We start from the raw sequence: 25,123 nt of genomic DNA on the forward strand, positions 1-25,123 counted from the left end.
CACATGGCCGAGCCCGAGTCCGAGCCGGTGCCCGTCGACGTGCTCGTGATGGGTGCCGGCACCATCGGCTGCTTTATCGGCGGCTGCCTGGCGGCGGAGGGCGTGCGTGTGGTCTTTGTCGGCCGCCCGCGCGTGCTTCAGACGCTCGCGCGGCGCGGGATCACGCTCAGCGATCTCGACGGCATGGAGCGCCACGTGCCGCCCGACGCGTTGCATCTCGAGGAGCGGGTGCCTCTGGGCATACGGCCCTCGCTGGTGCTCCTGACCGTGAAGAGCAGTGCGACGGTCGAGGCCGCGGCCGCGCTGGCCGAGGCGCTGCCGGCCGGCACGCCGGTGCTTTTGCTGCAGAACGGCATCTCGAATGCGGCCGTCGCATCGAAGGTCGCACCCACGCTCTATGTGCTGCCCGGCATGGTGCCGTACAACGTCGCGGAGATCGAACCCGGCAGCTTCCACCGCGGCACGGTCGGCCGGCTGGCCGCCCGGCGCAGCAGGGCGCTGCGGCCCTGGCTGGCCGTGTTCGAGCGTGCCGGCGTACCGGTCGACACCTATGACGACATGCTGTCGGTCCAATGGGGCAAGCTGCTGCTCAATCTCAACAACCCGATCAACGCGCTCTCGGGCCTGCCGCTGCGCGAGCAGCTGCTGGACCGCGGCTACCGCCGCTGTCTGGCGGCCCTGATGGACGAAGCGCTGGATGCCCTGGCGTGGGCCAACATCGCGCCGGCGCAGCTCGCGGCGGTGCCGGCGCGGCGCCTGCCGTTTATGCTGCGCCTGCCGACGCCGCTGTTCCGCCTGGTCGCGGCGCGCATGCTGCGCATCGACGACAAGGCGCGCTCCAGCATGGCCGACGACCTGGCGCTGGGCCGGCGCACCGAGATCGACGCGCTGTGCGGCGAGGTGGTGCGGCTCGCCAAGTCGAACGGCGCCCGCGCGCCGATCAACGAGAAGATGGTGGCGCTGCTGGAAGCCTGGCCCGAGCGGCCGGAGCACTTGTCGGCACAACGATTGCAATCGGCGCTGGGTTTGACATAGACGGCAAGGATTCGCATGCAAGTACTGATTCTGGGCAGCGGGGTGATCGGCACCACCGTGGCCTACTACCTCGCCAAGGCCGGCCACGAGGTCACCGTGCTCGACCGCCAGCGGGCGCCGGCGCTGGAGACCAGCTATGCCAACGCCGGCGAGGTGTCGCCCGGCTACTCGGCGCCCTGGGCCGGGCCCGGCGTGCCGCTCAAGGCGATCAAGTGGCTTTTGATGCGGCACAGCCCGCTGGTCATCAGGCCGATGCTCGATCCCGCGATGTGGCGCTGGGGGATCGCGATGCTGTGCAACTGCACGCATGCGCGCTACGAACTCAACAAGGGCCGCATGGTGCGCCTGGCCGAATACAGCCGCGACTGCCTCCAGCAGCTGCGCGCCGACACCGGCATCCGCTACGACGAGCGCGCGTTAGGCACGCTTCAGCTGTTCCGCACGCAGAAGCAGCTCGACGGCACCGGCAAGGACATCGAGATCCTCAAGGCCTACGGCGTGCCCTACCAGTTGCTGGACCGCGAGGGCTGCGTGCGGCACGAGCCGGCGCTGGCCGCGGTGAGGGAGAAGTTCGTCGGCGGCCTGCGCCTGCCGGGCGATGAAACCGGCGACTGCTTCAAGTTCACGCAGGCGCTGGCGCGGCTGGCCGAAGCGGCGGGCGTGCGCTTTCGCTTCGGCGTGGGCATCACCGACATCGCGCGCGACGCCGCCGGCGTGACCGCCGTCCATACCGAGGCCGGCCCCTTTCGCGCCGACCGCTACGTGGTGGCGCTGGGCAGCTACTCGCCGAAGCTGCTGAAGCCGCTGGGCATTCGCCTGCCGGTGTATCCGGTCAAGGGCTTCTCGATCACGGTGCCGATCGCCGACGCGGCGATGGCGCCCGAGTCGACGGTGATGGACGAGACCTTCAAGGTCGCCGTGACGCGGCTGGGCGACCGCATCCGCGTCGGCGGCACGGCGCAGCTCTCGGGCTACGACCTGCGGCTGAACGACCGGCGGCGCGACACGCTGGAGCACGTGGTCACCGATCTGTTCCCGCAGGGCGGCAGCGTCGAAGGCGCGGAGTTCTGGACCGGCCTCAGGCCGATGACGCCCGACGGCACGCCCATCCTCGGCGCCACGCCTATTTCGAAGCTGCTGCTGGCCACCGGCCACGGCACGCTGGGCTGGACCATGGCGGCCGGCACGGGCCGCGTGATGGCCGACCTGATCGGCGGCCGCTCGCCCGAGATCGATATGGAAGGATTGGGCCTGGCGCGCTACGCCTGAACGGCCGCAGGCGCCACGCTGGCGCCCCGGATGCGATGCCGCGCCAGCGCCTCGGCCACGAAGCCGCTGGCCTTCATCTCCTCGACGAAGGCGGCCAGCGCGGCGGCCGCTTCCGCGCCGCGCGAGGCCGGCGTGCCCATCGCCTGCTGGATCACCATGAAGCGCCCCGGCAGCAGGCGCAAGCCGGGCGTGCGTCCGGCCTCGGCCTCGAGCACCTGCCGAATGCCGGCCGCCACCTCGACCTGGCCCGCGTGCAGCCTCTCGAACACGCCCTTGGCGCCCTGCACGCGCTCGATCTGCGCCTCCTTGATCTCGCGCGTGAGGAAGAGGTCGTAGGCGCTGCCGGTGCCGACCGCGATGCGGACATCGCCCTGGTCCACCTGCTCGTTGCGCCGGATCGGCGAGGCCGCGGGCACCAGGTAGCTGCCCTCGATCAGCACATAGGGCGCGGTGAAGCGTAGGCCCTCGCTGCGCGCCGGATCGATCGCGAAGAAGCCGATATCGGCCTGCTCGTTGCGTACTGCATCGACGGACGCGGCCGCCTTCTCGAACACCACCAGCCCGATCGGAACGGACAGGCGTTCTGCAAGAGCACGCGCCAGGTCGACCGAGACGCCGGCCGGGTCGCCGCTGGCTGCTTCCTTGTTCGCGAGGATCGGATTGCCGAGGTTGATGGAGGCACGCAGCGTGCCGGTGGGCGCAAGGGCCGAGACGATGGCGGGGGTGATCGGCGAGCTCATGGTCGTTGCGGGCGTCGGTGGTTGATCGGGGCCGCGCCAGTTTACGGGCCGCGTGCCGCGATCGCTTCGAGCCCGGTGCGTTCGATCACCGGCGCGGCGGCCGGCGAGTTCATGTAGCGGATCAGCTGCCGCGCCGCCTCGGGCTGCTTGGCGCCGGTCGCGATGCCGGCCGAGAACACCGTGACGCGCTGCACTTCCGCCGGCAGCGGTCCGATGTAGTCGATGCCCTTGATGGGCAGCAGCTCGCTGACCTGCTGCAGGCCCAGCGCCGCATCGCCGCGTGCGACCACGGTGCCGACGCGTTCGCTGAGGATGCGCTTGCTCTTCGGCTTCACCTGGTCCTCGATGCCCAGCTTCTTGAGCAGCTCGGTCTCGTAGTAGGTGCCGCTGGCGCTGGCCGAATAGGCGATCGACGGCGCTGCGAGCAGCGTGCGCTTGAGTGCATCGACCGTGCTGAGGTCGGGCTTGGGCGTGCCGGTGCGCACCGCGAAGCCGATCGACGAGCGCACCAGATCGACCTGGCTGCCGGACACCACCTTGCCCTGCGCCACCAGCGCGTCGAGGGCAGGGCGCGCAAGGATCACGATGTCGGCCGGCTCGCCGCGCGCGAGGCGGCTCGGGATCGAGTCGCTGGCCGCGCCCATCGAGGCGCCGTAGGCGGTCTGCACCTTGCGGCCGTTGGCTTTTTCGTAGCCGGGCGTGAGCTCGTTGTAGGCGGCGGTGAAGCCGCCCGAGGTCATGACGTGGATCGGTTCGGCAGCGATGTCGGGCTTGCCGCCGAGGCTGCCGCAGCCGGCGAGGGCGAGGGCAGCGAGCAGCAATGCCGCGCGGCGCGTGAGCGTGGGAAAAGTCATTGGCGTCTCCTGGGTTGTCTGCCAGCCATCGTAGGGCTGGAAGCTGTCAGGCGGTCCGCCCCGCTCCGTCACCCCACATTTCTGCGGCGACTTCGACAGGATCGCGCTGCCCGTACGAGGCGTAGATGTCCTTCGCGAACTCCGCCGATTGCTCGGGATCGGCAAGCCCTTCGGACAGGCGGCACCACTCGGCCAGGAAGGCACCGACCCATTGGCTCATGGGATCGGTCATCGAACTAGCTGTCGAAGCTCACACGGGTGGCGATCAGCACGCCATCGACGACCTGCGCGCCCTCGACGCTCACGCGCACCCCGTTGCCCAGGTTCGACGCGGCGCCGTTGACGAACACGACGCCCGGGCCGCCGGCATTCACGAGTTGTCCTTGTACCCAGAAGCTCGAGGCGGAGCTGAAGTTGCCGATGGCCCCGATCAGGGTGAACGACGCCGGCCCGCCGGTGCCAGGGATATGCCTGATCTTGAGCTTGGTGGCCTTGAGGATGCCGTTGGACATCGTGCCGGCCACGTCCACCTTCACGCCATTGCCGACCGAGCCGTCCGGCCCTCCGGTGATCAGCGCGGAAGAGGCGTCCACCGGCGCGCCCAGCACCCGCAGCGAACCCAGTCCCGCGTAGTCAGTGACGACGCCCGCGAGCTGGACCGGCGTGGTGTTCGCCGTCGGCACCGGGTACCACCACTGCACGAGGGTGGCAGGCAGGCGGCCCGGCAGGGCGGTGCTCGCACGCACGCGCACGAGGGTGCCGTTGGCAGGCGGGCGCCCGTCGGGGCTGCCGCTCAGGGCCGCGACGCTGTAGTCGATAACGAAGCTGCCGAGCGTGAAGGTGCGTCGTGCCTGATCGAGGTTCTGGACCGTGCCGGTGAGGATCGGTGCCGAGGGGCCGTGCTGCTCGACGCGCGTCGCACGAAGCACGCCGGGTGCCGCCGGCAGGCCCCAGACCTGCAGCGTCGTGTTGGGTGCGATGGCAGCAAGTCCGGTCGCATCGGCCCAGACGGTGGCGTTGTCGGTGGTCACCGTGGTGCCCATGACGACGAAGCTGCCCTGCGCCAGATCGACCGACGAAAGCGGGCCGCGAATATCGGCAGCCGAATCGACCCGGCGGGCCGTGCCGCTCGTGAAGTCGGCGTTGACCGGCCCGCTGACCTTCACGCTCATTCCCAGCTGCAGGGATGCGGCATCCTCGAGGTTGATGACGGCGGTGTCCGTGTCGTAGCGCAGTCCGCTGACGATGATGCTGCCCGCGCCATCGACCCCGCCGATGCCGGCCGCATCGGCGGTGCTCACGCCGGTACCGCCGGAGCCCACGCCCGATCCGTCGTCGCCGCTGGAGGCCGTTGTCGAGCCGCCATCCGTGCCGGACGAGCTTCCGCCCTGGCCGTCGCTGGTGCCGCCGCCGCCGAGCGACTCGGCGGTCAATCCTGCAATGCCGGCGCTGCCGAACGCTGCGCTTCCGGCTCCGCTGCTGCTGCTGCTGCTGCTGCTGCCGCCACCGCCGCAAGAGAGCAGCAAGCCGGTCAACAGCGCCAGCAAGCCATTGCGCAGCGAGTCGTTCGTCATGCTTTTCTTCCCCGTAGTCGTTTCGAGGGCGTGGCAGCCGGTGCTTCAGCGCGCTCGGCTGCGCCGTCTTCATAGTAGGTGTAAATGCCGACCCTGATGCGGCCCGAAGCCGTTTTCTCGGCCTCTTCGAAGGCGCGCGTCATTTCCCGGGTCAATTCGTGATGAAGTTGGCTCCACCGCTCGCGCACGAGCTCGTGGATGCGTTCGCAGTCCTCCAGCGCAATCCCGGCTGCGAATACCGATCGTTCGAGCAAGGGCGGCTCTGCGCCGAGCGTGTTGGCTACGCCCGCGAGCAGGTGATCGCGCGTGTTGTCGCCCAGGAAGGCGAGCATCGTCTTCAAGTCCTTCGCCGGAACGAAGGCGGTGGCGTTGAGCTCGGCGAGGCCCTCGTGCTCGATCGCCATGTTCAAACGCACCAGCTCGTCGAGGATGGCGCGGTGGTGCACGTTGCCATGGCTGGCGCGCCGGGCAACGGTTTCGAACGATGACGCCTGGGCTTCGGCCACGATGGGGAGGGACCGGTGCACAGGGTCGTCGTCGATCATCTGCAGCCACAGGGTCAGGGTCTTGGCCGCGGCTGACATCTCGGTGTGCGGCAACGGATCTTCCGGCTCACGCACCTTCGTGGTCACGGCCTTGCGGTTCAAGCCTGTCGTCACCGACAGCTGGCTGATGTTCGGCTCGGCGCCCTTGTTCTGGAGCCACGCACGGCGCGCTTCGTCGATCAGGAGATCCCGCAGCAATTCCTCCAGATGGGGATGCTTGACACCGAAGGCCAGCGCGAGCCTGACCAACGGACGCATGACGCGTGCGCAAGCCGCCAGGACCCAGGCAAGTTGGCCTTCTGTGATCTGTGCCTTGTCGCTGGGCAATCGGTCCTCGGACAGTGACGGGCTTAACGCCCAGTTACCAACTGGACAGCGACTTGCGTCGCTGTCTTACAAAAAGAAGCACATCACTATAAGACAAGAGAACTACAGATGTGAAGATTTCACATCCAAGGTGCTTCCTCAGGAGAGAAAAATGTCAAAGCCAGTCACACGTAGCAAGAAAAAGATCACGCCCTGGAGGAGCGGCCGCCCGGTCGTTGCGTGGCGACGCAGCATGGCGGCGCCGCGAGTCTCGATCGCTGCGCATGAAATGAGCGCGCACCGGGCCTTTGCTGCAGCGACGCACGTCAGGAAAGCGATACAGGACCGCATCGTTCGCGCCTTCCGGAGGCACATCGAGGGTGCGGGGCGCGGGCCCACGGACGCAGAGCTGCTGATGTTCGCAAGACGCGCGATCGCGGAGCAACGATTGGGGCGCAGTCTTGCGCAAGCCAAGGCAGACCGGTACTGCGGCGCCGGGCAAACCTTCGGTGAACCTGCATCTGTCTTTCGTCGAGGAGAGCATCCATGACTGCCGCTTCTGTTTCTTTTGCCGAGCCTCCAGTCACGTCTTCGGGCGTCGCCTTTGGAAACCTCATCGATCTGGCGAGGTTGCAATCAGGCACTGCGTCAGCCGAAATCTGCGAGGCCTGCAGCACCATCAACATGGGCTCTGCGCGGTATTGCAAATGCTGTTCGCACAAGCTGCCGGCCTTCTATGCCAGCAGAGATGCAGGCAAAAAAGTGCCGCTGCCGAAGGAGTCGCGCATCGTCCCGCGGCGGGCATGGGCCTTGGACTTTGCAGCCTTCTGGCTCGTGATCAATTCACTGGTGATCGTCACGAAGTTCATCCCCATCCCATAGCGCTGCTTGCACTGTCCGACGGATCATCGGAATGACCAAGTTCTGCGAGTCGTGCCACACGCCCAACAGAGACAGCGCAAGGTATTGCCGGGGTTGTGCGGGCAAGTTCTCGGGCATCCGCTCAGGCACGACAACGTTCGATACCACCACGTCCAGTGAACCGCTCGCGGTGCCAACGGCGCCGCGCTATTCGTTGGCGTTGAAGGCTGTTGCTCGCGAGCCGCGGAGCACTGGTGCACTGAGACGCGTGGGATGGATACCCGTGCCGCCAGGTGTCGACGTGTCCATCGTCTTGTTGTTGATCGTGCTGGCGCTGCTGCATGGCGCTTTCGTCCTCTGGTACTTGAGCCGCGATGCGACGCGCATTGTCCCGCCTTCGAGCGCGGCCTCATCCCTGTTGCAGCCGGCCAGCCCGGCTGCGGAGCAAACAGCAGTTGCTTCTTCGCCGCCGCCTGCCGCGTCCGTGGACCCCGCGCCGGTGGCCTCTGTTCACCCGGCGACGGCGGCAACAAGAGGCACGCCACAGCAGCCTGATGTGCCGCAGGCTCTATCGAGCGTGGGCTCACCAGCTGAAGCCTCGGTTGATCAAGACGATCTCGTTCCCCAGCCGGCTCGAACCACGGTGGCGACTGTTCAGGTTCAGCCCAGAACGGCGCGTGTCGAAGCAACGCCGGTGCCAGCGCCGATGCCGATGCCAAGAGCGCAGCCACCCATCCAACCCCGAACTGCCACGGCAGACGCACCCGAAGCCAAGGGCGACGCGCCTGCCGCTCCGGTCGTGGTGTTGGCGAGCCCACCTGTGGCCGATGCGCGCCCCAGCCTCAGCGAGGCGCGACCTGCGGCGCGCTCAGGCACACAGCTCCAAGCCGCCGCTCGTCCGGCAACAAGAAGCTCGACCGCCTGCGACCGATACAACCCCTTTGGAGAGGTGCCCTGCTGGAACTTCAGGCAGGCAGGTCAGGCGCCTCAGGCATCACAAGCCGGGACTGCCGGCGCAGTGATCATCTCCAAAGGTTCGGGCGGAGGTATTGGCGCCGATCCCGGCGGCAGCGGTGGCGGTAGCTCCTCGGGTGCTGGCTCCGGCGCTGGCGCCGCCGGTGGTGGTGGCGCTGGCGGTGGTGCCGGTGCCGGTGGTGGCGGTGGCGGTGCCGGTGGTGGCGGTGGCGGTGCCGGTGCCGGTGGTGGCGGTGCCGGTGGTGGTGGTGGTGGTGGTGGTGGTGCCGGTGGTGCCGGTGGTGCCGGCGGCGGTAGTGCCGGTGGTGGTGCCGGCGGTGGCGGTGGGCCTGGCGGTGGCGGTGGGCCTGGCGGTGGCGGCGGACCCGGCGGTGGCGGCGGACCCGGTGGCGGCGGTGGGCCCGGTGGCGGCGGCGGGCCTAGTGGCGGCGGCGGACCCGGAAGATGACTTGATCTAGGCTCGGACCACCCTCCCGGCCTGGCGCCGGTACAGCGCCAGCGTCGCAATCAGCCCGCAGACCGCCGCGAAGCTCATCCAGTAGGCCGGCGCCGCCTTGTCCGCAGTCGCCTCGATCAACCAGGTCGACACGGCCGGCGTGAAGCCGCCGAAGATCGCGGTGGCGAGGCTGTAGGCCAGCGAGAAGCCGACCACGCGCACCTGCGCCGGCATCACTTCGGTGAGCGCGACCACCATCGCACCGTTGTACATGCCGAACAGGAACGAGAACCACAAGAGCACGTCGAGCATGCGGCCGAAGCTCGGCGCCGCCGCCAGCCAGGACATGGCCGGATAGGCGGTGAGGACGGCCAGCACGGTCATCGCGACGAGCAGCGGCTTGCGGCCGATGCGATCGGAGAGTGCGCCGCCCACCGGCAGCCAGATGAAGTTGGTGACGGCGACCAGCAGCGTGACGACCAGGCTGTCCTTGGCGCTCAGGTGCAGCACCGTGCGGCCGAAGGTCGGCGTGTAGACCGTGATCAGGTAGAAGGTGGCGGTGGTCATCGCCACCAGCAGCATTCCGGCGAACACGATGCGCCAGTTCTGCCGCATCGATGCGGCCACCTCGCGCGTCGTCGGATGGTGTTTGCGGGCCTGGAACTCCTCGGTCTCCTGCAGCGAGCGGCGCAGCACGAAGATGCAGGGGATGATCGCGCAGCCGACGAAGAAGGGCACGCGCCAGCCCCAGCCGGCCAGCGTCTCGGGGCTCATGAGCTCGTTGAGTGCGAAACCCAGCGCCGCGGCCAGCACGATCGCGACCTGCTGGCTCGCCGATTGCCAGGCGGTGTAGAAGCCCTTGTGCCCGGGCGTCGCCATCTCCGAGAGGTAGACCGAGACGCCGCCCAGCTCGGCGCCCGCCGAGAAGCCCTGCAGCAGCCGGCCCAGCAGCACCAGGGCCGGCGCGAGCAGGCCGATCGAGGCATAGCCCGGGACGAAGGCGATCAGCACGGTGCCGCTGGCCATGATCGCGAGCGTGACGATCAGGCCCTTGCGGCGCCCGACCTCGTCGATGTAGACACCGAGGACGATGGCGCCCAGCGGCCGCATCAGGAAGCCGGCGCCGAACACCGCGAAGGTCAGCATCAGCGAAGCGAAATCACTGGTGGCGGGAAAGAAGGCCTTCGCGATGTAGGTCGCATAGAAGCCGAACAGGAAGAAGTCGAACTGCTCGAGGAAGTTGCCGCTCGTCACGCGGAGCACCGCGCCGAGCTTGGAGCCTTGTTGAACGGACGCGGGCGCGCCGTCGGCCAGGATGGCTGTGGTCATGATGGATCGTGCTTGCGGCATGCTGACCAGAGCCTGAACAGGCCCTGGCTCAGGCGACGAACTTGCAGAGCGAGGCGGCGGTGCGCGTGTCCATGTTGCGTCCGCGGTTCAGGTGGTCGTCGATCTCGGCCGCGCAGCCGAGCATGCGCGGGTAGAGGAAGATGGTGAAGGCTGCGGTCTCGAGCTCGCGTTCGCCGATCTCGCCTGACTGCAGCGGCTGCCACAGCATCTTGAGCAGCAGGGCCGCGATCACCGCGTCGACGTTCACGCAGTAGACGTTGCGCGAGACGCCGGCGTCGAACAGCTGCTGCACCAGCGCCCGGTAGAAATCGTGGAACACGTTGCAGTCGCCGCGCGCTTCCTGCAGCTTGGCGATGAACACTTCGCGCGGATCGAAGTTGACCGGCTTGTCCTTGAACACTGGATGGTTCACGCCGGGCAGCTTGGCGATGTCGAGGCTGCCCACGGTCTTCTTCTGGCTTTTGTATTGCGCGTACTGCTCCACCGCGCGCGCGGCCAGCGCCTTCAGGTCGATGCCGTGGTCGCTGGCGCTCGGATCCTTCAGGCCGCTCGCCTTGAACTGCTCGTTGAGGTAGGCGATGCCCTCATAGCCGTTGCCGCCGTGCGCATAGCCGGTGTGCGTGAGAAAGCCGACCAGCGCCTTGTTGAGCTGCACGCGCTCGGGCTGCTCGGGTCCGTCGGCCGAGACCGCGCCCTTGGCGCCCTGCGCCGAGATCGCGCCCGGGCCGTTGGTCAGGAGCAGGCCGACCAGCGTCTGGAAGGCGAACAGATCCTTCTCGCCCGGTGTGTGGCCCAGGAGCGCCGCGAAGGCGATCTCGCCCAGGCTGAGGCTTCCCAGCATCTGCTCCTGCGCGATGCCGCAGAAGCGCCCGGCCTCGTGCTTCGAGGCCTCGGCCGAAGCGCCGATCAGCGTGCCAAACAGTTGCAGCCACCAGGGGAAGTTCTCGGCGGTCAGACGCGAGATGCGCTTGCGCGAGAGCGGGCCCCAGGCCAGCGTGGCCGAGATCGCGGCCAGCACCGCGGCTTCGGTCGGATGGCCCGGTTGGTTCTGCAGCCAGCGCAGGAACACCGAACGCGCGCCGCGTGCCCGGACGCCGGCGATCAGGGCCTGGGCGCGGGCATCGGGTGTCTCGGTCGTGAGCTCGGGCGGGTCCGAGGCATCGACTGTGCCGACGTCGAAGCTCTCGCTCAGCGAGGCGCCGAACTCGGTGCCCAGCCCGGCGGCATGGAAGCGCTCGAGCATGAACTTGAGCGCAGCGCGCGCCGCTTGCTGCCGCTTCGGCCCGACGATGGCGGCCGCGGCGGCCAGCACCGCGTTGGGCGCGTTGCCGGCCTCGCGGCTGGCTTCGGCTGCCGCCAGCTCGGGCCGGCCATGCAGGTTGACGAAGGCCGCGATCGCGGGTGCGATCAGCTTGCGGTCGTTCTCGCCGCCGGCGTCGTGCACCAGCGCCAGCGCGACGTTCGACTCCAGCGGCAGCGTGGCCGCATCGAGCATGCTGGTGCCGTGCAGGCTGCTGACCTGCGTCTTCGCGTCCATCTGCGAGGCGCCGGATGCATCCTTCATGGCCTGGCGCGGCACCACGCCGCCGATCTGCGTGTTGAGCAGCGCCACCTGTTCGTTGTAGGGCGCGACCGCTTCCACCACCAGCGGACGCAGTTCATCGGGCAGATCCAGCCCTTCGTCGGAACCGAACCAGGGCTTGAGCGCCAGGTTTCCTTCGGCCGCGAAGTCGGGCATGGTCGCATTGGCGCGCATCACGGCCGTGAGCGCGGCCGGGATGTGGGCGATGTTGGTCACCAGCGCGCCCTTGGCAGAGAACACCGGGTTGTCGGGCGTGAAGATCGCGTCGACGCCGAACTTGTCCATGAACCAGCGTTCCTTGGCCAGCGCGTCGTCCGAGCCGCCGGCCATCGCGCCGGCATGGCCGACCGCGCGCGTGAGCTTGCTCTTCCAGCGGCCCACCACGCAGGCCACCACCGGCTTGGTGAACTGGGCATCGAACTCGTAGTAGCCGCCGGGTTCGCAGTAGAGCACCGCGGCCTTGCTGCGCGCATCGTTGGCCAGCGCGAAGGCGAACTCGGGCGCCGCGTAGTGGATGTAGACGTCCTTGCCCGATGAGATGACCGTGGTGGTGCCCCAGCCCGCCATGCGCAGGTACTGCGCGATGGTGGTCGAGAAGCCGCCCGAGTTGGAGAAGATCGCGATCGAGCCCGGCCTGAGCGAGTCGCCGGGCTTGTCGCCGCCCAATGCGCCGCCGATGCGCACCTGGTTCCACGAGTCGGCCACGCCGAGCCCGTTGGCGCCGAAGATGTCGATGCCGTTCTGCTGCCCCATGGCGCGGATCTCGCGCGCGTCGTGCACGGCGATCTTCTCGGTGATGATGAAGATCTTGCGCAGGTCGGGGTTGACGCGGATCAGTTCGGCCACGCCGTCGCGCGCGGCCGAGGGCGGCAGATAGACCACGCCGCAGTTGAAGCGGTGTCCCGCGGCCAGCGCGTCGCGCACGTTGTTGTAGACCGGGATGTTGCCGATGCTCGTCTCGAGCACCGCACCGCCCTTGCCCGGCGCCGTGCCGCACACCACGTTGCCGCCGGAGTACACATGGCTCACCGGCGTCACCTCGCTCGATTCACCGCCCAGGATGTTGAGCACGCAGACGCGGTCGTCGCGCGACGCCACCTGCGTGAGCGAGCTGATGCCGACGTGGTACTTGAAGTCGCCGACGCCTTTTTTCTGCCAGTTGGCTTGCATGGTGATCTCTCCTGCGTCAGTCGGCGTTGGCGGTTGCGGGGGCCTGGATGCCGAGCCGGGCCGCGATCTGTTCGCGTCCGCCGTCCTTCATCCAGTTGTTGACCTTCTTCGCGAACTGGATCACCTCGCTCATGTCGGAGTCGAAGCCGAAGAGGCGATAGGGCAGGCCCAGCGCATCGCAGGTGTCGCGCAAGGCGCCCATGCCGCGCACCAGGTTCGGCCCGCCGCGGCCCAGCACCACGTAGAGCGGCGTCGGCCCGTGCTGGCTGAAGTGCTCGCGCAGCGCATCGGCCATGGCGCGCAGGGTCTCGAAGATGTCGGTGTTGTTGCTCTTGCCGCCGATGATGAAGAGCACGTTGGCCTGCCTGAGCCAGTGCTTGAAGCAGATGCGCGCCACCTCCTTCATCTTCTCGTAGGGCGGGTTGCCGCCGAAGTCGGAGCTGATGATCGCGTCGTCGCCCAGCATTTCGGTCACCAGCGAGTTGGCGCCGCCGCCGAAGGTGGGCGCGAGCACCGTGCCGCGCTCGTTGATCACGTAGACATCGCTCTGGCCCTGGTGGGTGCGCAGCGTGTTGATCTCCTGCTCGAAGTCGGAATAGTCGGCCGCGAACAGGTGCGGCGGCAGGCCCAGGCGCAGCCAGCGCGGATCGTCGCGGTCGAAGCCGCACTTGAAGTCGCAGGCCACCGGCGTGAGCCGGCCCTTCTTGTCCTCGCGCATGCGGATCGGGTTGAGCTCCAGCGTGGTCATGCCGAAGTCGTGGAACAGCTCCCACAGCTTGGGCAACTGCTGCACCAGCGGCGAGATGATCTCCTTCGGTGCGCCGATCTCGGTCAGCGCATTGGCCACCACGAAGGCCTTGAGGCCGGTCAGCGGATCGAAGGGCACCATCGCGACCTGGCTCTTCTCGAGCTCCTCGATGTCCATGCCGCCCATGTGCGTGAGCGTCATGGTCGGCGCGCGGAAACGCGTGGAATCGCTGATCGAGAAGTAGACCTCGTGCTTGGCCGGCACGTCGGCCTCGAAGGTCACGCCGTTGGCCTTGGCCTTGACGTGGCCGACCGTGTGTTCGGCGAAATAGAGGCGCTCCTTCTCGGCCAGCGCAGTCTTCAGATCGGTGGCGCGGCCCAGGAGGCCGGCCTTGCCCTTTTTGCCGATGCCGCCCTTGAAGACCGGCTTGACGAAGATGAGCCCGTATTTGTCGATCAGCGCCTTGATTTCTTCTTCGCTGGCCGCGGGGCCCAGCACCTCGGTGGCGGGAAAGCCTGCAAATTGCAGCAGCCGCGCGCCGTGCAACATACCCGTGATCTGCATGTCGATGTCTCCTGGTGTGCGCGAACTGCGCTGTGGGCATCCAGCGTGGGGATGCCCTGGAGAAATCGTAGAAAGCGAAGCTGTCGATCCGCCGTCACGGCGATCAGGGTTTGTACGGGGCCACCTAGTTTTTGTAGCCGGGATCGATGCGGTCGAGCTTGCGGATCAGCGAGGGCCAGACGAAGGCGCCTCCGAGACCGCCGGTCTGCACCTTCATCGCCTGGCCCACGCCCTCGACGATCTTCGGATTCACCTGCGTGAGTTCACTGCCGCCGGACTGCGCGGCGATCTGGATCTGGCAGGTGGTCTCGAAGACGTACATCGAGAGAAAAGCATCGGCGATGGTCTTGCCCACGGTGAGCAGGCCGTGGTTGCGCAGCATCAGGAAGTTGGCGTCACCCATGTCGGCCTGCAGGCGCGGCTTCTCGTCGTCGCGGAAGGCCACGCCCTCGTAGTCGTGGTAGGCCAACGAGGCGAGCACGAAGGTCGACTGCTGGCTGATCGGCAGCACGCCGTTCTTCTGCGCGCTCACCGCGATGCCGGCGCGCGTGTGGGTGTGCAGCACGCACTGGATGTCTTCGCGCGCCGCATGCACCGCGCTGTGGATCACGAAGCCGGCCGGGTTCACGGGGTAGGGCGAGTCGATGATCTTGTTGCAGTCCTGGTCGACCTTGATCAGGCTCGACGCCGTGATCTCGTCGAACATCAGGCCGTAGGGATTGATCAGGAAGTGGTGTTCGGGCCCGGGCACGCGCGCGCTGATGTGCGTGAAGACCAGGTCGCTCCAGCCGTAGAGCGCGACCAGCCGGTAGCAGGCCGCGAGGTCGACGCGCAGCTGCCATTCTTCGGCGGAGACGAGCTTCTGGATTTCGGGTTGGGTGGTGGCGTTCATGTGGGTGTCCTTGGGGTGAAATTTCAGACGGCCTCTGCAGGCTTCAACGCAGCCTTGTAGATGCTTTGACGCGGCTGCGCCATCACGCGCTTCAGCATCGGTTCGAACTCGGCGATCGGCAGCGTCTCGGCCTTCGGGTCGAAGGCCGGGTTGTCGTAGAGCTCGCAGAACTCGGCCGTGCGTTCGTAGTTCGGATGGTTCCTGAAGTTGTCGCGCAGGTTGCGGTCGAGCCCGATGTGGTGGAAGAAGTAGTGGCCCTGGAAGATGCCGTGGTTCTGCACCATCCAGTGGTTCTCCTCGCGCACGAATGGCTTCAGGATCGCGGCCGCGATGTCGGGATGGTTGAAGGAGCCCAGCGTGTCGCCGATATCGTGCAGGAGCGCGCACACCACGTACTCTTCGTCGCGTCCGTCGCGCAAGGCGCGCGTGGCGGTCTGCAGCGAGTGGGTGTAGCGGTCGACCGGGAAGCCGCCGTAGTCGCCTTCGAGGATCTGCAGGTGCTTGATCACGCGCTCGGGCAGGCCGCTCGCGAACTGCATGAACTCGCCGCCGATCAGTTGCCAGTCTTCCCGCGTGCTGTCCTGCATGCGGGTGAAGTTCGCTCTTGCGTTCATCGTGTCTCCGTGGGGTGCGGCCCACTGTAGACCTGCGCTTGACCATCAACTGTCAAGAATTTGACAATCCAGGGCCCTGGTAAACCCCCGACCCTGCATGCCTCAGCCTCCCCGACCGCGCCTGTCTGCAGCGCACCGCAGCGCCATGGAAGCCAACCCGTGGTTCGCCTCGATGCCGCGGTTGCAGCGCGAGGCCTTGCTGGGCGCTGCCGACCTGGTCCACCTGCGGCGCGGCGCGATGCTGTTCCGCCAGGGCGATCCGGTGCAGGCGGCGGGCAGCGGCTTCTACGGGCTGGCGGCCGGAACGATCAAGATCTCGACCTTGCGGCACGATGGGCGCGAAGCCATCCTGGCCGTGCTCGAGCCCGGCAACTGGTTCGGCGAGATCAGCCTGATCGACGGTTCGCCGCGCACCCACGATGCCACCGCGCTGAGCGCGCTCGACCTGCTGGTGGTGCCGCCTGAAGCCTTCGCGCAGCAGATGCAGGGCAGGGCCTTCTCCCATGCGATCGCGGCACTGCTCGCGGCGCGGGTGCGGGGACTCTATGGATTGATGGAGGACGCCACCTTGCGCGACCTGCGCGCCCGCGTCGCACGCCGGCTGCTGGTGCTGGCGCGCGGCGACGCGACCCAGTCGGTGCATCTGCGCAAGCGCGTGCGCCTGCCGCAGGAGGCCTTGGCGATGATGCTGGGCGTGACGCGGCAGACGCTCTCGAAGGAGCTCAACGCGCTGGCGGAAGAGCGCGCGATCGCGCTCGGCTACGGCCGCATCGAGCTGTTGTCGCTCGATGCGCTGCAGCGCCTGGGCGGCACTGCTTAGCGCAATACGCGCCCGTCGGCCGTGATGCTGATCAGGTCGATGCTGCGCTGCGGATCGCGCAGGCCGGGGCGCAGGTTGATGCGAAAGCCGCCGACGTCGTAGTCCGACATGCCGGCCATCACGCGCTGCAGGCTCGCGGGTGTGAAGCCGCGGCCGGCGCGGCGAACGGCTTCGCCCGCGGCCTTGGCGGCGATGAAGCCTTCCATGCCTTCGTAGGAGGCCGTCTGGTCGGAGGTGTCGATGGCGGCGAGGTATTCCTTGACGATCGGGATGGCCGAGGGCCGCGGCGAGGGCACGACCTGCGAGATCACGATGCCGCCGATGTCCTTGCCCAGCGCCGCGTAGAGCGGATCGATGCCGACGATCGAGAAGGCCATGAAGGCGCCGGAATAGCCGCTCTTGCGCAGCTTGCGGATCACATTGGCGGTGGTGCTCGAAAGCGACACCAGCACGATGGCCTGCGGGTTCTGCTTCTGCACCGCGGCGAGTGCCGCATCGAGCTTGTCGCCGGCGGCGGGCACCAGCGCGCTCGCCGCCAGGGCCCCAAGCTTCTGATCGGTCATGGCCTGCTGCACGGCGGCGAGACCGGCGCGGCCCATGGCGTCGTCGTCGCCGACCAGCGCGATGCGCGTCTGCCCCACGGTGGCACATTGGCGCACGATCTTGAAGGCCTCGTCGGCCATGCTGGGACGCACGTGGAACACGTTCGGATGCGCGGCGCCGCGCAGGCTGTCCGAGGCGGCGAAGGGTGCGAAGAGCAGCGTGCCCTGCTGCGCGGCCGCGGCGGCACCGGCTTCGCTGCTGGCGGTGCCGACGAAGCCGAACAGCATGTCGGCCTTGTCGGTGGTGAGCAGGGTGCGCGCATTGGCGGCAGCGCGCGCGGCGTCGTAGCCGTCGTCGAGCTGCTGCAGTTTCAGGTGGATGCCGCTGGCGGCCTGCGTTTCGTTGAAGTGGGTCGCGTAGAGGCGGCAGCCGGCGGCAAAGGCCAGCCCGATCTCGCTGGCGGCGCCGGTCAGCGGAACCGATTGCCCGAGGATCACCGTGCGCGCCGAGGCCGCTGCCGGCGCGGCGGCGCGCGTGGTCTGCGCCTGGCCGATCCGGCTCGCACCGAGGCCGCCGCCCAGCAGCATCGTGGCCCCCACCTTGCCCAGCCAAAGCCTGCGTGACAGATCCATCGGAAACCTTTCGCTACATCAATCGGAAAAATGTAGCAATTTTGGTGCCTTATACGAAGGTAGTAAGTCACGTTGGGCCGGTTTGCTGATGGGCGCCGCGTCGGCGGCGCGCTTGCCGGATGCGCAACGCTGTATTGCGCGCTCTGCGCCGTATCCACGTGAACGATTGCCGCGTACTTCGAAGGCGCTCCGTGCGCTGTTTCGAAAACCGTTCCACTTCTTGAGGTGACGCCGATGAAATTCCCAACACATTCCCGCAGAGCCTGCGTCCTCGCCTTGTGCGCGGCAGCGGCCGGCGGCGCCTTCGCGTCCAGCCACCGCGAAGCGCCTTCCATTGCCGGCATGCCCAAGCTCGATGCGACCGACTTCTACATGTTCCGCAGCTACGAGCCGGGCCGGCAGAACTACCTGACGCTGATCGCCAACTACCAGCCCGACCAGGGTCCGTACGGCGGGCCGAACTACTTCACGATGGATCCGAACGCGCTGTACGAGATCCACCTGGACACCGACGGCGACGCGGTCGAGAACGTCACTTTCCAGTTCAAGTTCAAGAACACGCTGCGCGACATCCAACTGCCGATCTCCGGCAAGCAGGTGTCGATTCCGCTGGTGCAGTCGGGCGGCATCTCGGCGCCCAATGGCGCGACCAGCAACCTGCGCGAGACCTACACCCTGAGCGTGGTGTACGGCGACCGCCGCAAGGGGCGTGCGGAGGCGGTCACGATGGCCGGCGGCGGCACGGAGTTCGACAAGCCCACCGACAACATCGGCGACAAGACCTTCGGCGGCCCGACCGGCTATGCCGCCTACGCCAACCAGCATCTCTATGCGGTCAACATCCCGGGCTGCGCTACGCCCGGGCGCGTGTTCGTGGGCCAGCGCAAGGACCCCTTCGCCGTCGCGCTGGGCCAGGTGTTCGACCTGATCAACCTCAATCCGCTGGGTGCGCCGAACGCCAATCCCGACTCGCTGGCCGGCAGGAACATCACCACGATGGCGCTGGAAGTGCCGATCGCCTGCGTGACGGGCGCCGACCCCATCGTCGGCGGCTGGACCAGCGCCAGCGTGCGCCAGGGCCGCCTGATCGCGAGCCCGCCCAAGAGCGGCCACGGCACCACCGCGCTGAACGGCGGCGCCTGGGCGCAGGTCTCGCGTCTGGGGATGCCGCTGGTCAACGAACTGGTGATCGGCCTGAAGGACAAGGACAAGTTCAACAGCTCCAAGCCCAGGGACGACGCGCAGTTCGCGGACTACGTGACAAATCCGACCCTGCCGGCCCTGATCCAGACGCTGTTCCCTTCGGCCCCCGCGCCGACCAACTTTCCGCGCAGCGACCTGGTCGCGGCCTTTCTCACGGGCGTGGATGGCGTCAACAAGCCGGCCAACGTGAAGCCCTCGGAAATGCTGCGGCTCAACACAGGCATCGCGCCGACACCGAAGGCCAGCCAGATGAACCTCGGCGTCCTGGCCGGCGATACCGCGGGCTTCCCGAACGGCCGCCGGCCGGGTGACGACATCGTCGATGCCGAGCTGCGCGTGGCGATGGGCGTGCTCTGCGTCGCGACCGGCGCGAGCGACACGCTCAAGGTTGGTTGCACGCCTGCCGACGCTCCGGCCGGCGGCGCGGCGCTGACCGACGGGGCGGCCGTGAGTCCTGCCCAGTTCCTCGACGCCTTTCCGTACCTGAACACGCCGCTGCCCGGTGCGCAGTGAGGAGAACGGCATGAACCGCAAGACCCATCTGTGGAGTGCATCCTTGCTGGCAGCGGTCGTCCTGGCCGGGTGCGGCGGCGGAGGAGGGGGCGGATCTGGGGGCTTCCCCATCGGCACCGCACCGCCGCCTTCGAACCCACCGCCCGTGATGACCGATCCGTACGACGCCTTCATCGCCTACGTGAAAGGACTGATCGACATGGCGCTCGACACCGCCGAGCCGGCCGATGTCGCGGCTTTCGATCCGCCGCCGACTTCGGACACCAAAGACCCGCTTTCCACGCAGTGATGTCTGGAGCGGCCATGCGGGTGCGCGCGCTCATGCGATGGCTGGTTCCGGCCTTCGTCGTGCTCGCCGGGGCCGCAGGCGCGGCCCCGCGCGTGCCGGCGAGCGACGAGGCCATCGTCGAGACCCTGCCTTCCATCGCAGGCTGGTCGCGCGACGAGCGCAGGCTCCGGCGCGAGCTCGCCCAAAGTCCGCGCGACGAAGGCGTGGCCATCGCGGCGGCGCAGGCCTATCTGGACCTGGCCCGCGCGCAGGGCGATGCGCGCTACGCGGGCTATGCGATGGCTGCGCTGCAGGCCTGGGAACCGGTCTCGGCCGGCGCAACGCCGCCGGCGGTGCTGGTCATGCATGCGACCGTGGCGCAGTTCCTGCACGACTTCGACGGCGCCGAAGCCACGCTGAAGATGGCGCTGGCCCGGCAGCCGACCCATGCGCGGGCCTGGATCACGCTCGCCACCATCCTGCGCGTGCGCGGGCGCTATAGCGAATCGGATGCGGCCTGCCGCGCGTTGGGCCGTGTCGGGCCGGCGCTGTACGCCATCGCCTGCCTGGCCGAGAACGCAGGCCTGCGCGGCGAGCATGCGGCGGCCCGCAGCGCGCTGCAGGGGCTCCTGGCCGACCCGGCGCTGGCGCACCCGCGCCAGGCCGGCACGCGCCAATGGCTGCTGACCAGCGTGGCCGAGATCGAGGAACGTGCGGGCCGCCCGGCGGCGGCCGAACTCGCGTACCGGCAGGCGCTCGATACCGAGCGCTCGGGCTACCTGCTGCTGGCCTACAGCGACTTTCTCCAGCGGCACGGGCGAGCGGCCGAGATTGCGCCTCTGCTCGGCAAGGAGCCGCGCAACGATGCCGTGCTGCTGCGGCTGGCCGTGGCCGGACGGCGCGACAGCGCGCAGCGGGAAGTGCAGGAGCTGCAGGCGCGCTTTGCGGCCGCCGCGCTGCGGCCCCATGCGACGTCGGTGCATGCGCGGGAACAAGCGCTGTTCGCACTCGATGTGCAGGGCGATGCGCGACGCGCCCTCGCGCTCGCGCGCGTCAACGTCCAGCTGCAGCGCGAACCGATCGACCTGCTGCTGTTAGCGCGCGCGGCCGTTGCGGCGCGCGACGAGGCCGCATGCGGCGAAGTGAAAGCGCTGCTGCAACAGACGGGGCTGCGAGATGCGCGCATCGATGCGATTCTTTGAGCGCCTTGGTGCGGTGCTGCTGTTCATCGCGTTGGCCGCCGCCTCACCGGCCGCGCGGGCCCACAAGGCGAGCGATGCCTACCTGCAGCTGCAGCGCAACGGCGACACGCTGGACCTCCGCTGGGACATCGCGCTGCGCGACCTCGATGCGGCGCTCGACCTGGATCGCAACGGCGACCGGCAGCTGAGCTGGGGCGAGGTTCGCGCGCGCATGGACGACATCGGCGCCTACGCGTTGGCGCGCCTGCGCATCGAGCAGGGGCGCTGCAGGCTCGCGCACGCACAGCCGCCTGCCGTCGAAAGCCGCATCGACGGGGCCTACCTTGTGCTGCAGTTGCAGGCACGCTGCGACACCGGCCCCGCCATGGAACTCGACTACCGGCTGTTCAAGGAAGTGGACCCCACGCATCGCGGGCTGTTGCGCATCGGAGCGCAAGGCGACGCGGCGCCGACGGCGCGCTCGCTGGATCCGGCAGGCGGGCCGGTGGCCGTGGCCTGGCCGGAGGGCCCGACCGGGGCGGCATCGGGCACGAGCTTCTTTCGCGATGGCGTGCACCACATCCTGATCGGCTACGACCACGTGCTGTTCCTGATCTGCCTGCTGCTGCCCGCCGTGCTGCGGCGCGGGGCGGACGGGTGGGTGCCGGTCGCAAACTGGCGCGAGGCCCTGTGGCCGATGGTCGGCATGGTCACCATGTTCACCGTCGCGCACTCCATCACGCTCGCGCTGGCAGGCCTCGAACTGCTGACGATCTCGCCGCGCATCATCGAGCCGGCCATCGCGCTCACCATCATGGTGGCGGCGCTCGACAATCTCCATCCGCTGCTGCGGGGCCGGCGCAAGCTCTTCAGCTTCCTGTTCGGCCTGATCCACGGTTTCGGCTTTGCGGGCGTGCTCGGCGAACTCGAGCTGCCGGCCCGCGGCTTCGTCACCGCGCTGCTTCAGTTCAACCTGGGCGTGGAGGCCGGACAGCTGGTGATCGTGAGCGCAGCGCTTCTCGTGCTGGTGGCCTTGCGCGGCTGGCGCGGCTATCGCCCTGTGGTCCTGCGAAGCGGCTCGGTGCTGGCCGTCGCCATCGCGGCGCTCTGGCTGTTCGAGCGGGTGTTCGATGTCCAGTTGGTGGCCGTGTAGCGTCGGAGTGCTCGGATGAGGTGTTAACTTTTGTTTTTGAAACGTGCTTTTTGCACACGGCGAAAGCGCGCTCCGATGGCAACATCCCCGCTGATCCCGGGCTCTTGTCCCCGGCAATTGACATGAAGAAAAAGCCATCCGATATCGCCTTGCTGGAAAGCGCCCTCGCCACCATCGAACAGGTGCTGGCCCGTGCCGACAGCGACATGCAGGGAGCGCCGTACTTCGGCCCCACCGCCAATATGCCGTTGGACGTCCTGCACTCGAACAAGCCGTCGGAAGACGGCCGTTTTCGCACCAGTGCCGCGCAGTCGGCCATCAACATCTGCCTCGGCTCGGCGGCCGCGCTGATCGACGTGAGCCAGGCGCTGATGAACCGCTCGGTCGACCGCTCGCCGCAGACGCTGGAGCGCGAGTGGCAGACGCTGATCGCGCACACCAAGATCGCCAGCCGCTCGGCCTATCGTGCGGCGCTCATCATGGCTGCGCAGAAGCACGTGCTGGCCGCGCAAGGCGAGTTGCAGACCGACGACGTGTACGGCGTCGCCCACTGAGCGCTAGATGCGCTCGAACACCACGTCCCACACGCCGTGGCCCAGCTTGAGGCCGCGGTTCTCGAACTTGGTGAGCGGGCGGTAGTCCGGCTTGGGCGCATAGCCCGCTGCCGTGTTGCGCAACAGCGGCTCCTGCGACAGCACCTCGAGCATCTGCTCGGCATAGGGCTGCCAGTCGGTCGCGCAATGCAGGTAGCCGCCGGGCGCGAGCCGGTCGGCCAGCTTGCGCACGAAAGGCGGCTGGATCAGCCGGCGCTTGTTGTGTCGCGTCTTGTGCCAGGGGTCCGGAAAGAACACATGCACGCCGGCCAGCATGCCGGGCATCAGCATGTGGTCGATGACATCGACCGCATCGTGGGCGCAGATGCGGATGTTGGAGAGTTGCTGTTCGCCGATGCGCTTGAGCAGCGCCCCGACGCCGGGTTCGTGCACCTCGCAGCACAGGAAATTCTTCTCGGGCTGGAGCGCCGCGATGTGCGCGGTGGCCTCGCCCATGCCGAAGCCGATCTCGAGCACGGTCGGCGCAACGCGGCCGAAGGCGGCGGCAATGTCCAGCGGCTCGGGGCGATAGGGCAGGAGGAACAGCGGGCCCAGTTCGGCGAAGGCGCGTGCCTGGCCCTCGGTGGTTCGACCGGCGCGCTTGACGAAGCTCTTCAGGCGGCGATGCAGGGGATGCGGCGGAGTTTCTTCGTCGGAAGCGGGTGCGGCGGGATCGCGCGCGGGGTCGGTGGCAGGCAGGGTCATCAGGGGGAGGGATTGTAGAGAGCCCGCCAGCCGGCCACCCAGTCAGCCAGTGCCTCTGCGGGCGTTGCAGCCGTGGTGGCCGCCAGCCCGAGCACGCGCGCCGCGGCGTCGAGCGCAGCGAGCGCCGCGGCTGGCGTGCCGGTGTCGAGCGGCGCGGCGCCGTTCTGCTTCGAGAGCTTCTCGCCGTCGACGCCGAGCACCAGCGGCGTATGCAGGTAGCTCGGCGTCGGCAGGCCGAGCGCACGCTGCAGCAGGATCTGGCGCGCCGTGTTGTCGGCCAGGTCTTCGCCGCGCACCACGTCCGTCACGCCCTGGTCGGCATCGTCGACCACCACCGCGAGCTGGTAGGCCCAGGGCCCGTCGGCGCGCCTGAGCACGAAGTCGCCGACCTCGTGCGCCACGTCCTGGCATTGCTGGCCCTTGCGGCGATCGACCCAGTACACGGCCTTCGATGCGCGGGCGGCTTCGAACTGCACCGTGGCGAAGCGCCAGGCGCGCGCCGGCTTGCCGTGCAGTCCGTCGCGACAGGTGCCGGGATAGACGCGTTCGCCGTGCCGGGCGTGCGGCACGCCGCGAAAGGCCAGCGCCTCGTCGATGTCCTTGCGCGAGCAGCCGCAGGGGTAGCTGAGGCCCAGGGCTTTCAGGTGATCGAGTGCGTGCGCGTAGAGCGCGGTGCGCTGCGTCTGCCACACGGGCGTCGCGTCGGGCACGAGCCCGCAGGCTGCGAGCTGCGAGAGGATGTATTCGCCCAGCCCGGGCAGGCAGCGCTCGGTGTCGGCATCCTCGATGCGCACCAGCCAGCGTGCCTGCGGGCCGCGGGCGCGCACATCGAGCCAGCTCGCGAGCGCGGCGACCAACGAGCCCGCGTGCAGCGGTCCCGTGGGCGAGGGCGCAAATCGACCGGTGGAAATCACGCCACTTTGAGCGCCAACGTCAGACCCGAAAGAAACGCATCTTCGACCCGGTGCCCGGTGCACCAGTCGCCGGCCACGCCGATGCGCGCCTTGGCGTCCCACAGGTGCGGCTTGCCGACCGGTACCTGGGTCTGGGCTTCGGGCCAGCAGCGCGCCTGCGCGTGCGAAGGTTCGGCGCGGATGCCGGTGATCTCGGCGAAGGCGCGCAACAGCTTGGCCTGGACGCGCGAGGCGTCGTCGCGCAGGTGTTCGTGCGACCAGGCCGCGCTGGCTTGCAGGGTCCAGCGCTCGATGCGATCACGGCCGGGCTTGGAGGATTCGCGCGCCAGCCAAGCCACGCGGTGGTGGGTACTGCGCGCGGCGTTCCATTGCGGGCCGAGATGGGAGAGGTTCGCCTGGTTGGCCTGCGGGAAGGCGATCATCAGCGTCCAGCAGGGCGCGATGCGCACTGCTTCGATCTTCTCGCTGATGCCGGAGGAGAGCTTGCCGTTGTCGAGCAGGGCGCGCGTGCGAGCCGGCGGCACCGCCAGCAGCACGCCGTCGAAACCGGAGTACACATGTTGCGAATCGTCGGCGCCCGCGGTGCGCAGTTGCCAGCGCTTTCCGTCGAGCGCGTCGCGCTCGATGGTCGTGACCTGGGTGCGCGTCACGAGCGCATCGCCCAGCGGCGCGGCCCAATGCGCAACCAGGGCATCCATGCCGGGCTGGGCAACCCAGTGCGGCTCGCGCGCGGGCAGGGCGGCCTCGGCGACGCGGCCGTGCGGGTCGAGTACGCGCACGAGGTTGGCACTCCAGGGCTTGCAGATTTGCGGCACGGTTTGGAGCACGCGCGCAAAGCGCGGGTCGCGCACGGTGAAGTACTGCGCGCCGCTGTCGAACTTGCCGAAGGGCGTGGATTCGCTCGCCATCCGGCCGCCGGCGGCGGCTTCGCGTTCGAACACGCTGACGCGGTGGCCGGCCTGCGCGAGGGTGCGGGCACAGGCGATGCCCGCCATGCCGGCGCCGACGACGGCGTAGTGGCGCGGGGAGGTGGATCGGTGGCGATCGGCGGGAGGACGGGAGGTGGTCATGTTGAGCGGTCTC

At 68.5% G+C, this 25,123-nt stretch carries 24 protein-coding genes; 10 read left to right on the forward strand and 14 right to left on the reverse strand.

The annotated features are described in order from the left end of the window. Positions 1–3 precede the first annotated feature (3 nt). Together ACSQ89_RS11605 and ACSQ89_RS11610 are read left to right on the forward strand one after the other, a co-directional pair. The gene (locus tag ACSQ89_RS11605; protein WP_436292463.1) at positions 4–1,035 is read left to right on the forward strand and encodes a 2-dehydropantoate 2-reductase; all 1,032 of its coding nucleotides are present in this window, start codon (positions 4–6) and stop codon (positions 1,033–1,035) included. Positions 1,036–1,050: 15 nt separating this feature from the next. Then, positions 1,051–2,304 (forward strand): D-amino acid dehydrogenase, encoded by a 1,254-nt coding sequence (locus ACSQ89_RS11610; RefSeq protein ID WP_093109270.1) that lies wholly within the window; start codon positions 1,051–1,053, stop codon positions 2,302–2,304. On the opposite strand, the gene ACSQ89_RS11615 is transcribed toward ACSQ89_RS11610, so the two are convergent. Genes ACSQ89_RS11615 through ACSQ89_RS11635 form a run of 5 tightly spaced genes read right to left on the reverse strand, consistent with a single transcriptional unit; the run spans position 2,295 to position 6,344 of the window. Continuing rightward, the gene (locus tag ACSQ89_RS11615; protein WP_093109269.1) at positions 2,295–3,044 is read right to left on the reverse strand and encodes a transporter substrate-binding domain-containing protein; all 750 of its coding nucleotides are present in this window, start codon (positions 3,042–3,044) and stop codon (positions 2,295–2,297) included. The two genes, ACSQ89_RS11610 and ACSQ89_RS11615, sit on opposite strands and share 10 nt — an antisense overlap. Before the next feature lie 41 nt (positions 3,045–3,085). Continuing rightward, on the reverse strand, positions 3,086–3,898 hold the full coding sequence (locus ACSQ89_RS11620; protein WP_436292464.1) for a substrate-binding domain-containing protein: 813 nt from the start codon (positions 3,896–3,898) through the stop codon (positions 3,086–3,088). 46 nt (positions 3,899–3,944) lie between these two features. After that, entirely contained in the window at positions 3,945–4,130 is a 186-nt protein-coding gene (locus ACSQ89_RS11625) for a hypothetical protein (protein ID WP_139191725.1), read from the reverse strand. A 4-nt stretch (positions 4,131–4,134) separates the two neighbouring features. After that, positions 4,135–5,472, reverse strand: a complete 1,338-nt coding sequence (locus ACSQ89_RS11630; RefSeq protein ID WP_436292465.1) for a DUF5666 domain-containing protein — start codon at positions 5,470–5,472, stop codon at positions 4,135–4,137. Continuing rightward, on the reverse strand, positions 5,469–6,344 hold the full coding sequence (locus tag ACSQ89_RS11635; protein WP_436292466.1) for a DUF6502 family protein: 876 nt from the start codon (positions 6,342–6,344) through the stop codon (positions 5,469–5,471). Before ACSQ89_RS11635 ends, ACSQ89_RS11630 begins: the two co-directional genes overlap by 4 nt. A gap of 525 nt (positions 6,345–6,869) precedes the next feature. Here ACSQ89_RS11635 and ACSQ89_RS11640 point away from each other — a divergent pair. Both ACSQ89_RS11640 and ACSQ89_RS11645 read left to right on the forward strand, forming a co-directional pair. Beyond that, positions 6,870–7,205: a hypothetical protein gene (locus ACSQ89_RS11640; RefSeq protein WP_436292467.1), complete on the forward strand. Its 336-nt coding sequence runs from the start codon at positions 6,870–6,872 to the stop codon at positions 7,203–7,205. Between the two features lie 1,052 nt (positions 7,206–8,257). After that, a complete protein-coding gene (locus tag ACSQ89_RS11645) occupies positions 8,258–8,617 on the forward strand; it encodes a hypothetical protein (protein WP_436296188.1) in 360 nt (119 codons plus the stop codon). On the opposite strand, the gene ACSQ89_RS11650 is transcribed toward ACSQ89_RS11645, so the two are convergent. From ACSQ89_RS11650 to ACSQ89_RS11670, 5 genes are all read right to left on the reverse strand, one after another. Next, positions 8,614–9,924 (reverse strand): MFS transporter, encoded by a 1,311-nt coding sequence (locus tag ACSQ89_RS11650; protein ID WP_436296189.1) that lies wholly within the window; start codon positions 9,922–9,924, stop codon positions 8,614–8,616. The genes ACSQ89_RS11645 and ACSQ89_RS11650 overlap by 4 nt on opposite strands. A gap of 49 nt (positions 9,925–9,973) precedes the next feature. Next, complete coding sequence (locus ACSQ89_RS11655) at positions 9,974–12,697, reverse strand: CoA-binding protein (protein ID WP_093109100.1); 2,724 nt, start codon at positions 12,695–12,697, stop codon at positions 9,974–9,976. 16 nt (positions 12,698–12,713) lie between these two features. Continuing rightward, positions 12,714–14,009, reverse strand: coding sequence for an ATP citrate lyase citrate-binding domain-containing protein (locus ACSQ89_RS11660; protein ID WP_436292470.1), 1,296 nt, complete (start codon positions 14,007–14,009; stop codon positions 12,714–12,716). 124 nt (positions 14,010–14,133) lie between these two features. After that, complete coding sequence (locus tag ACSQ89_RS11665; RefSeq protein ID WP_093109102.1) at positions 14,134–14,901, reverse strand: class II aldolase/adducin family protein; 768 nt, start codon at positions 14,899–14,901, stop codon at positions 14,134–14,136. 23 nt (positions 14,902–14,924) lie between these two features. Next, entirely contained in the window at positions 14,925–15,515 is a 591-nt protein-coding gene (locus ACSQ89_RS11670) for an HD domain-containing protein (protein WP_436292471.1), read from the reverse strand. 97 nt (positions 15,516–15,612) lie between these two features. Between ACSQ89_RS11670 and ACSQ89_RS11675 the strand changes: the two genes are divergently transcribed. Next, complete coding sequence (locus ACSQ89_RS11675) at positions 15,613–16,335, forward strand: Crp/Fnr family transcriptional regulator (RefSeq protein WP_436296190.1); 723 nt, start codon at positions 15,613–15,615, stop codon at positions 16,333–16,335. Here the strand turns inward: ACSQ89_RS11675 and ACSQ89_RS11680 are convergent. Next, positions 16,332–17,510: an ABC transporter substrate-binding protein gene (locus ACSQ89_RS11680; protein WP_436292473.1), complete on the reverse strand. Its 1,179-nt coding sequence runs from the start codon at positions 17,508–17,510 to the stop codon at positions 16,332–16,334. The two genes, ACSQ89_RS11675 and ACSQ89_RS11680, sit on opposite strands and share 4 nt — an antisense overlap. A gap of 234 nt (positions 17,511–17,744) precedes the next feature. On the opposite strand from ACSQ89_RS11680, the gene ACSQ89_RS11685 reads away from it, so the two are divergent. The 5 genes from ACSQ89_RS11685 to ACSQ89_RS11705 all read left to right on the forward strand — a co-directional run bounded on the left by ACSQ89_RS11685 (position 17,745) and on the right by ACSQ89_RS11705 (position 22,382). Then, complete coding sequence (locus ACSQ89_RS11685; RefSeq protein WP_436292474.1) at positions 17,745–19,226, forward strand: DUF4331 domain-containing protein; 1,482 nt, start codon at positions 17,745–17,747, stop codon at positions 19,224–19,226. A gap of 10 nt (positions 19,227–19,236) precedes the next feature. Further along, on the forward strand, positions 19,237–19,515 hold the full coding sequence (locus ACSQ89_RS11690) for a hypothetical protein (protein ID WP_093109107.1): 279 nt from the start codon (positions 19,237–19,239) through the stop codon (positions 19,513–19,515). A 14-nt stretch (positions 19,516–19,529) separates the two neighbouring features. Beyond that, positions 19,530–20,696 carry a hypothetical protein gene (locus tag ACSQ89_RS11695; RefSeq protein ID WP_436296191.1) on the forward strand — a complete coding sequence of 389 codons (1,167 nt, stop codon included), beginning with the start codon at positions 19,530–19,532 and terminating at the stop codon, positions 20,694–20,696. Beyond that, the gene (locus tag ACSQ89_RS11700) at positions 20,683–21,828 is read left to right on the forward strand and encodes a HupE/UreJ family protein (RefSeq protein WP_436292476.1); all 1,146 of its coding nucleotides are present in this window, start codon (positions 20,683–20,685) and stop codon (positions 21,826–21,828) included. Before ACSQ89_RS11695 ends, ACSQ89_RS11700 begins: the two co-directional genes overlap by 14 nt. A 122-nt stretch (positions 21,829–21,950) precedes the next feature. Continuing rightward, on the forward strand, positions 21,951–22,382 hold the full coding sequence (locus tag ACSQ89_RS11705; protein ID WP_093109110.1) for a hypothetical protein: 432 nt from the start codon (positions 21,951–21,953) through the stop codon (positions 22,380–22,382). Positions 22,383–22,385: 3 nt separating this feature from the next. On the opposite strand, the gene trmB is transcribed toward ACSQ89_RS11705, so the two are convergent. Genes trmB through ACSQ89_RS11720 form a run of 3 tightly spaced genes read right to left on the reverse strand, consistent with a single transcriptional unit; the run spans position 22,386 to position 25,110 of the window. Further along, positions 22,386–23,126 carry a tRNA (guanosine(46)-N7)-methyltransferase TrmB gene (gene trmB, locus ACSQ89_RS11710; protein WP_436292477.1) on the reverse strand — a complete coding sequence of 247 codons (741 nt, stop codon included), beginning with the start codon at positions 23,124–23,126 and terminating at the stop codon, positions 22,386–22,388. Then, positions 23,126–24,040: a tRNA glutamyl-Q(34) synthetase GluQRS gene (gene gluQRS / locus ACSQ89_RS11715; protein WP_093109112.1), complete on the reverse strand. Its 915-nt coding sequence runs from the start codon at positions 24,038–24,040 to the stop codon at positions 23,126–23,128. Before gluQRS ends, trmB begins: the two co-directional genes overlap by 1 nt. After that, positions 24,037–25,110 carry an NAD(P)/FAD-dependent oxidoreductase gene (locus ACSQ89_RS11720; RefSeq protein ID WP_139191722.1) on the reverse strand — a complete coding sequence of 358 codons (1,074 nt, stop codon included), beginning with the start codon at positions 25,108–25,110 and terminating at the stop codon, positions 24,037–24,039. Before ACSQ89_RS11720 ends, gluQRS begins: the two co-directional genes overlap by 4 nt. Positions 25,111–25,123 lie beyond the last annotated feature (13 nt).

It is taken from the genome of Variovorax sp. LjRoot175, assembly GCF_964253805.1.
In the GTDB taxonomy this organism is placed as follows: domain Bacteria; phylum Pseudomonadota; class Gammaproteobacteria; order Burkholderiales; family Burkholderiaceae_C; genus Variovorax.

What these genes read in the sequence shown, in the direction of transcription:
- ACSQ89_RS11610 (WP_093109270.1), top strand. Translation starts at nt 1,051, where the DNA reads ATGCAAGTACTGATTCTGGGCAGCGGGGTGATCGGCACCACCGTGGCC.
- ACSQ89_RS11700 (WP_436292476.1), top strand. Translation starts at nt 20,683, where the DNA reads ATGCGATTCTTTGAGCGCCTTGGTGCGGTGCTGCTGTTCATCGCGTTG.
- ACSQ89_RS11665 (WP_093109102.1), bottom strand. Translation starts at nt 14,901, where the DNA reads ATGAACGCCACCACCCAACCCGAAATCCAGAAGCTCGTCTCCGCCGAA.
- ACSQ89_RS11660 (WP_436292470.1), bottom strand. Translation starts at nt 14,009, where the DNA reads ATGCAGATCACGGGTATGTTGCACGGCGCGCGGCTGCTGCAATTTGCA.
- ACSQ89_RS11695 (WP_436296191.1), top strand. Translation starts at nt 19,530, where the DNA reads ATGCGGGTGCGCGCGCTCATGCGATGGCTGGTTCCGGCCTTCGTCGTG.
- ACSQ89_RS11625 (WP_139191725.1), bottom strand. Translation starts at nt 4,130, where the DNA reads ATGACCGATCCCATGAGCCAATGGGTCGGTGCCTTCCTGGCCGAGTGG.
- ACSQ89_RS11685 (WP_436292474.1), top strand. Translation starts at nt 17,745, where the DNA reads ATGAAATTCCCAACACATTCCCGCAGAGCCTGCGTCCTCGCCTTGTGC.
- ACSQ89_RS11675 (WP_436296190.1), top strand. Translation starts at nt 15,613, where the DNA reads ATGCCTCAGCCTCCCCGACCGCGCCTGTCTGCAGCGCACCGCAGCGCC.
- trmB (WP_436292477.1), bottom strand. Translation starts at nt 23,126, where the DNA reads ATGACCCTGCCTGCCACCGACCCCGCGCGCGATCCCGCCGCACCCGCT.
- ACSQ89_RS11650 (WP_436296189.1), bottom strand. Translation starts at nt 9,924, where the DNA reads ATGACCACAGCCATCCTGGCCGACGGCGCGCCCGCGTCCGTTCAACAA.
- ACSQ89_RS11680 (WP_436292473.1), bottom strand. Translation starts at nt 17,510, where the DNA reads ATGGATCTGTCACGCAGGCTTTGGCTGGGCAAGGTGGGGGCCACGATG.
- ACSQ89_RS11720 (WP_139191722.1), bottom strand. Translation starts at nt 25,110, where the DNA reads ATGACCACCTCCCGTCCTCCCGCCGATCGCCACCGATCCACCTCCCCG.
- ACSQ89_RS11620 (WP_436292464.1), bottom strand. Translation starts at nt 3,898, where the DNA reads ATGACTTTTCCCACGCTCACGCGCCGCGCGGCATTGCTGCTCGCTGCC.
- ACSQ89_RS11690 (WP_093109107.1), top strand. Translation starts at nt 19,237, where the DNA reads ATGAACCGCAAGACCCATCTGTGGAGTGCATCCTTGCTGGCAGCGGTC.
- ACSQ89_RS11615 (WP_093109269.1), bottom strand. Translation starts at nt 3,044, where the DNA reads ATGAGCTCGCCGATCACCCCCGCCATCGTCTCGGCCCTTGCGCCCACC.
- ACSQ89_RS11670 (WP_436292471.1), bottom strand. Translation starts at nt 15,515, where the DNA reads ATGAACGCAAGAGCGAACTTCACCCGCATGCAGGACAGCACGCGGGAA.
- ACSQ89_RS11655 (WP_093109100.1), bottom strand. Translation starts at nt 12,697, where the DNA reads ATGCAAGCCAACTGGCAGAAAAAAGGCGTCGGCGACTTCAAGTACCAC.
- ACSQ89_RS11605 (WP_436292463.1), top strand. Translation starts at nt 4, where the DNA reads ATGGCCGAGCCCGAGTCCGAGCCGGTGCCCGTCGACGTGCTCGTGATG.
- ACSQ89_RS11630 (WP_436292465.1), bottom strand. Translation starts at nt 5,472, where the DNA reads ATGACGAACGACTCGCTGCGCAATGGCTTGCTGGCGCTGTTGACCGGC.
- ACSQ89_RS11705 (WP_093109110.1), top strand. Translation starts at nt 21,951, where the DNA reads ATGAAGAAAAAGCCATCCGATATCGCCTTGCTGGAAAGCGCCCTCGCC.
- ACSQ89_RS11640 (WP_436292467.1), top strand. Translation starts at nt 6,870, where the DNA reads ATGACTGCCGCTTCTGTTTCTTTTGCCGAGCCTCCAGTCACGTCTTCG.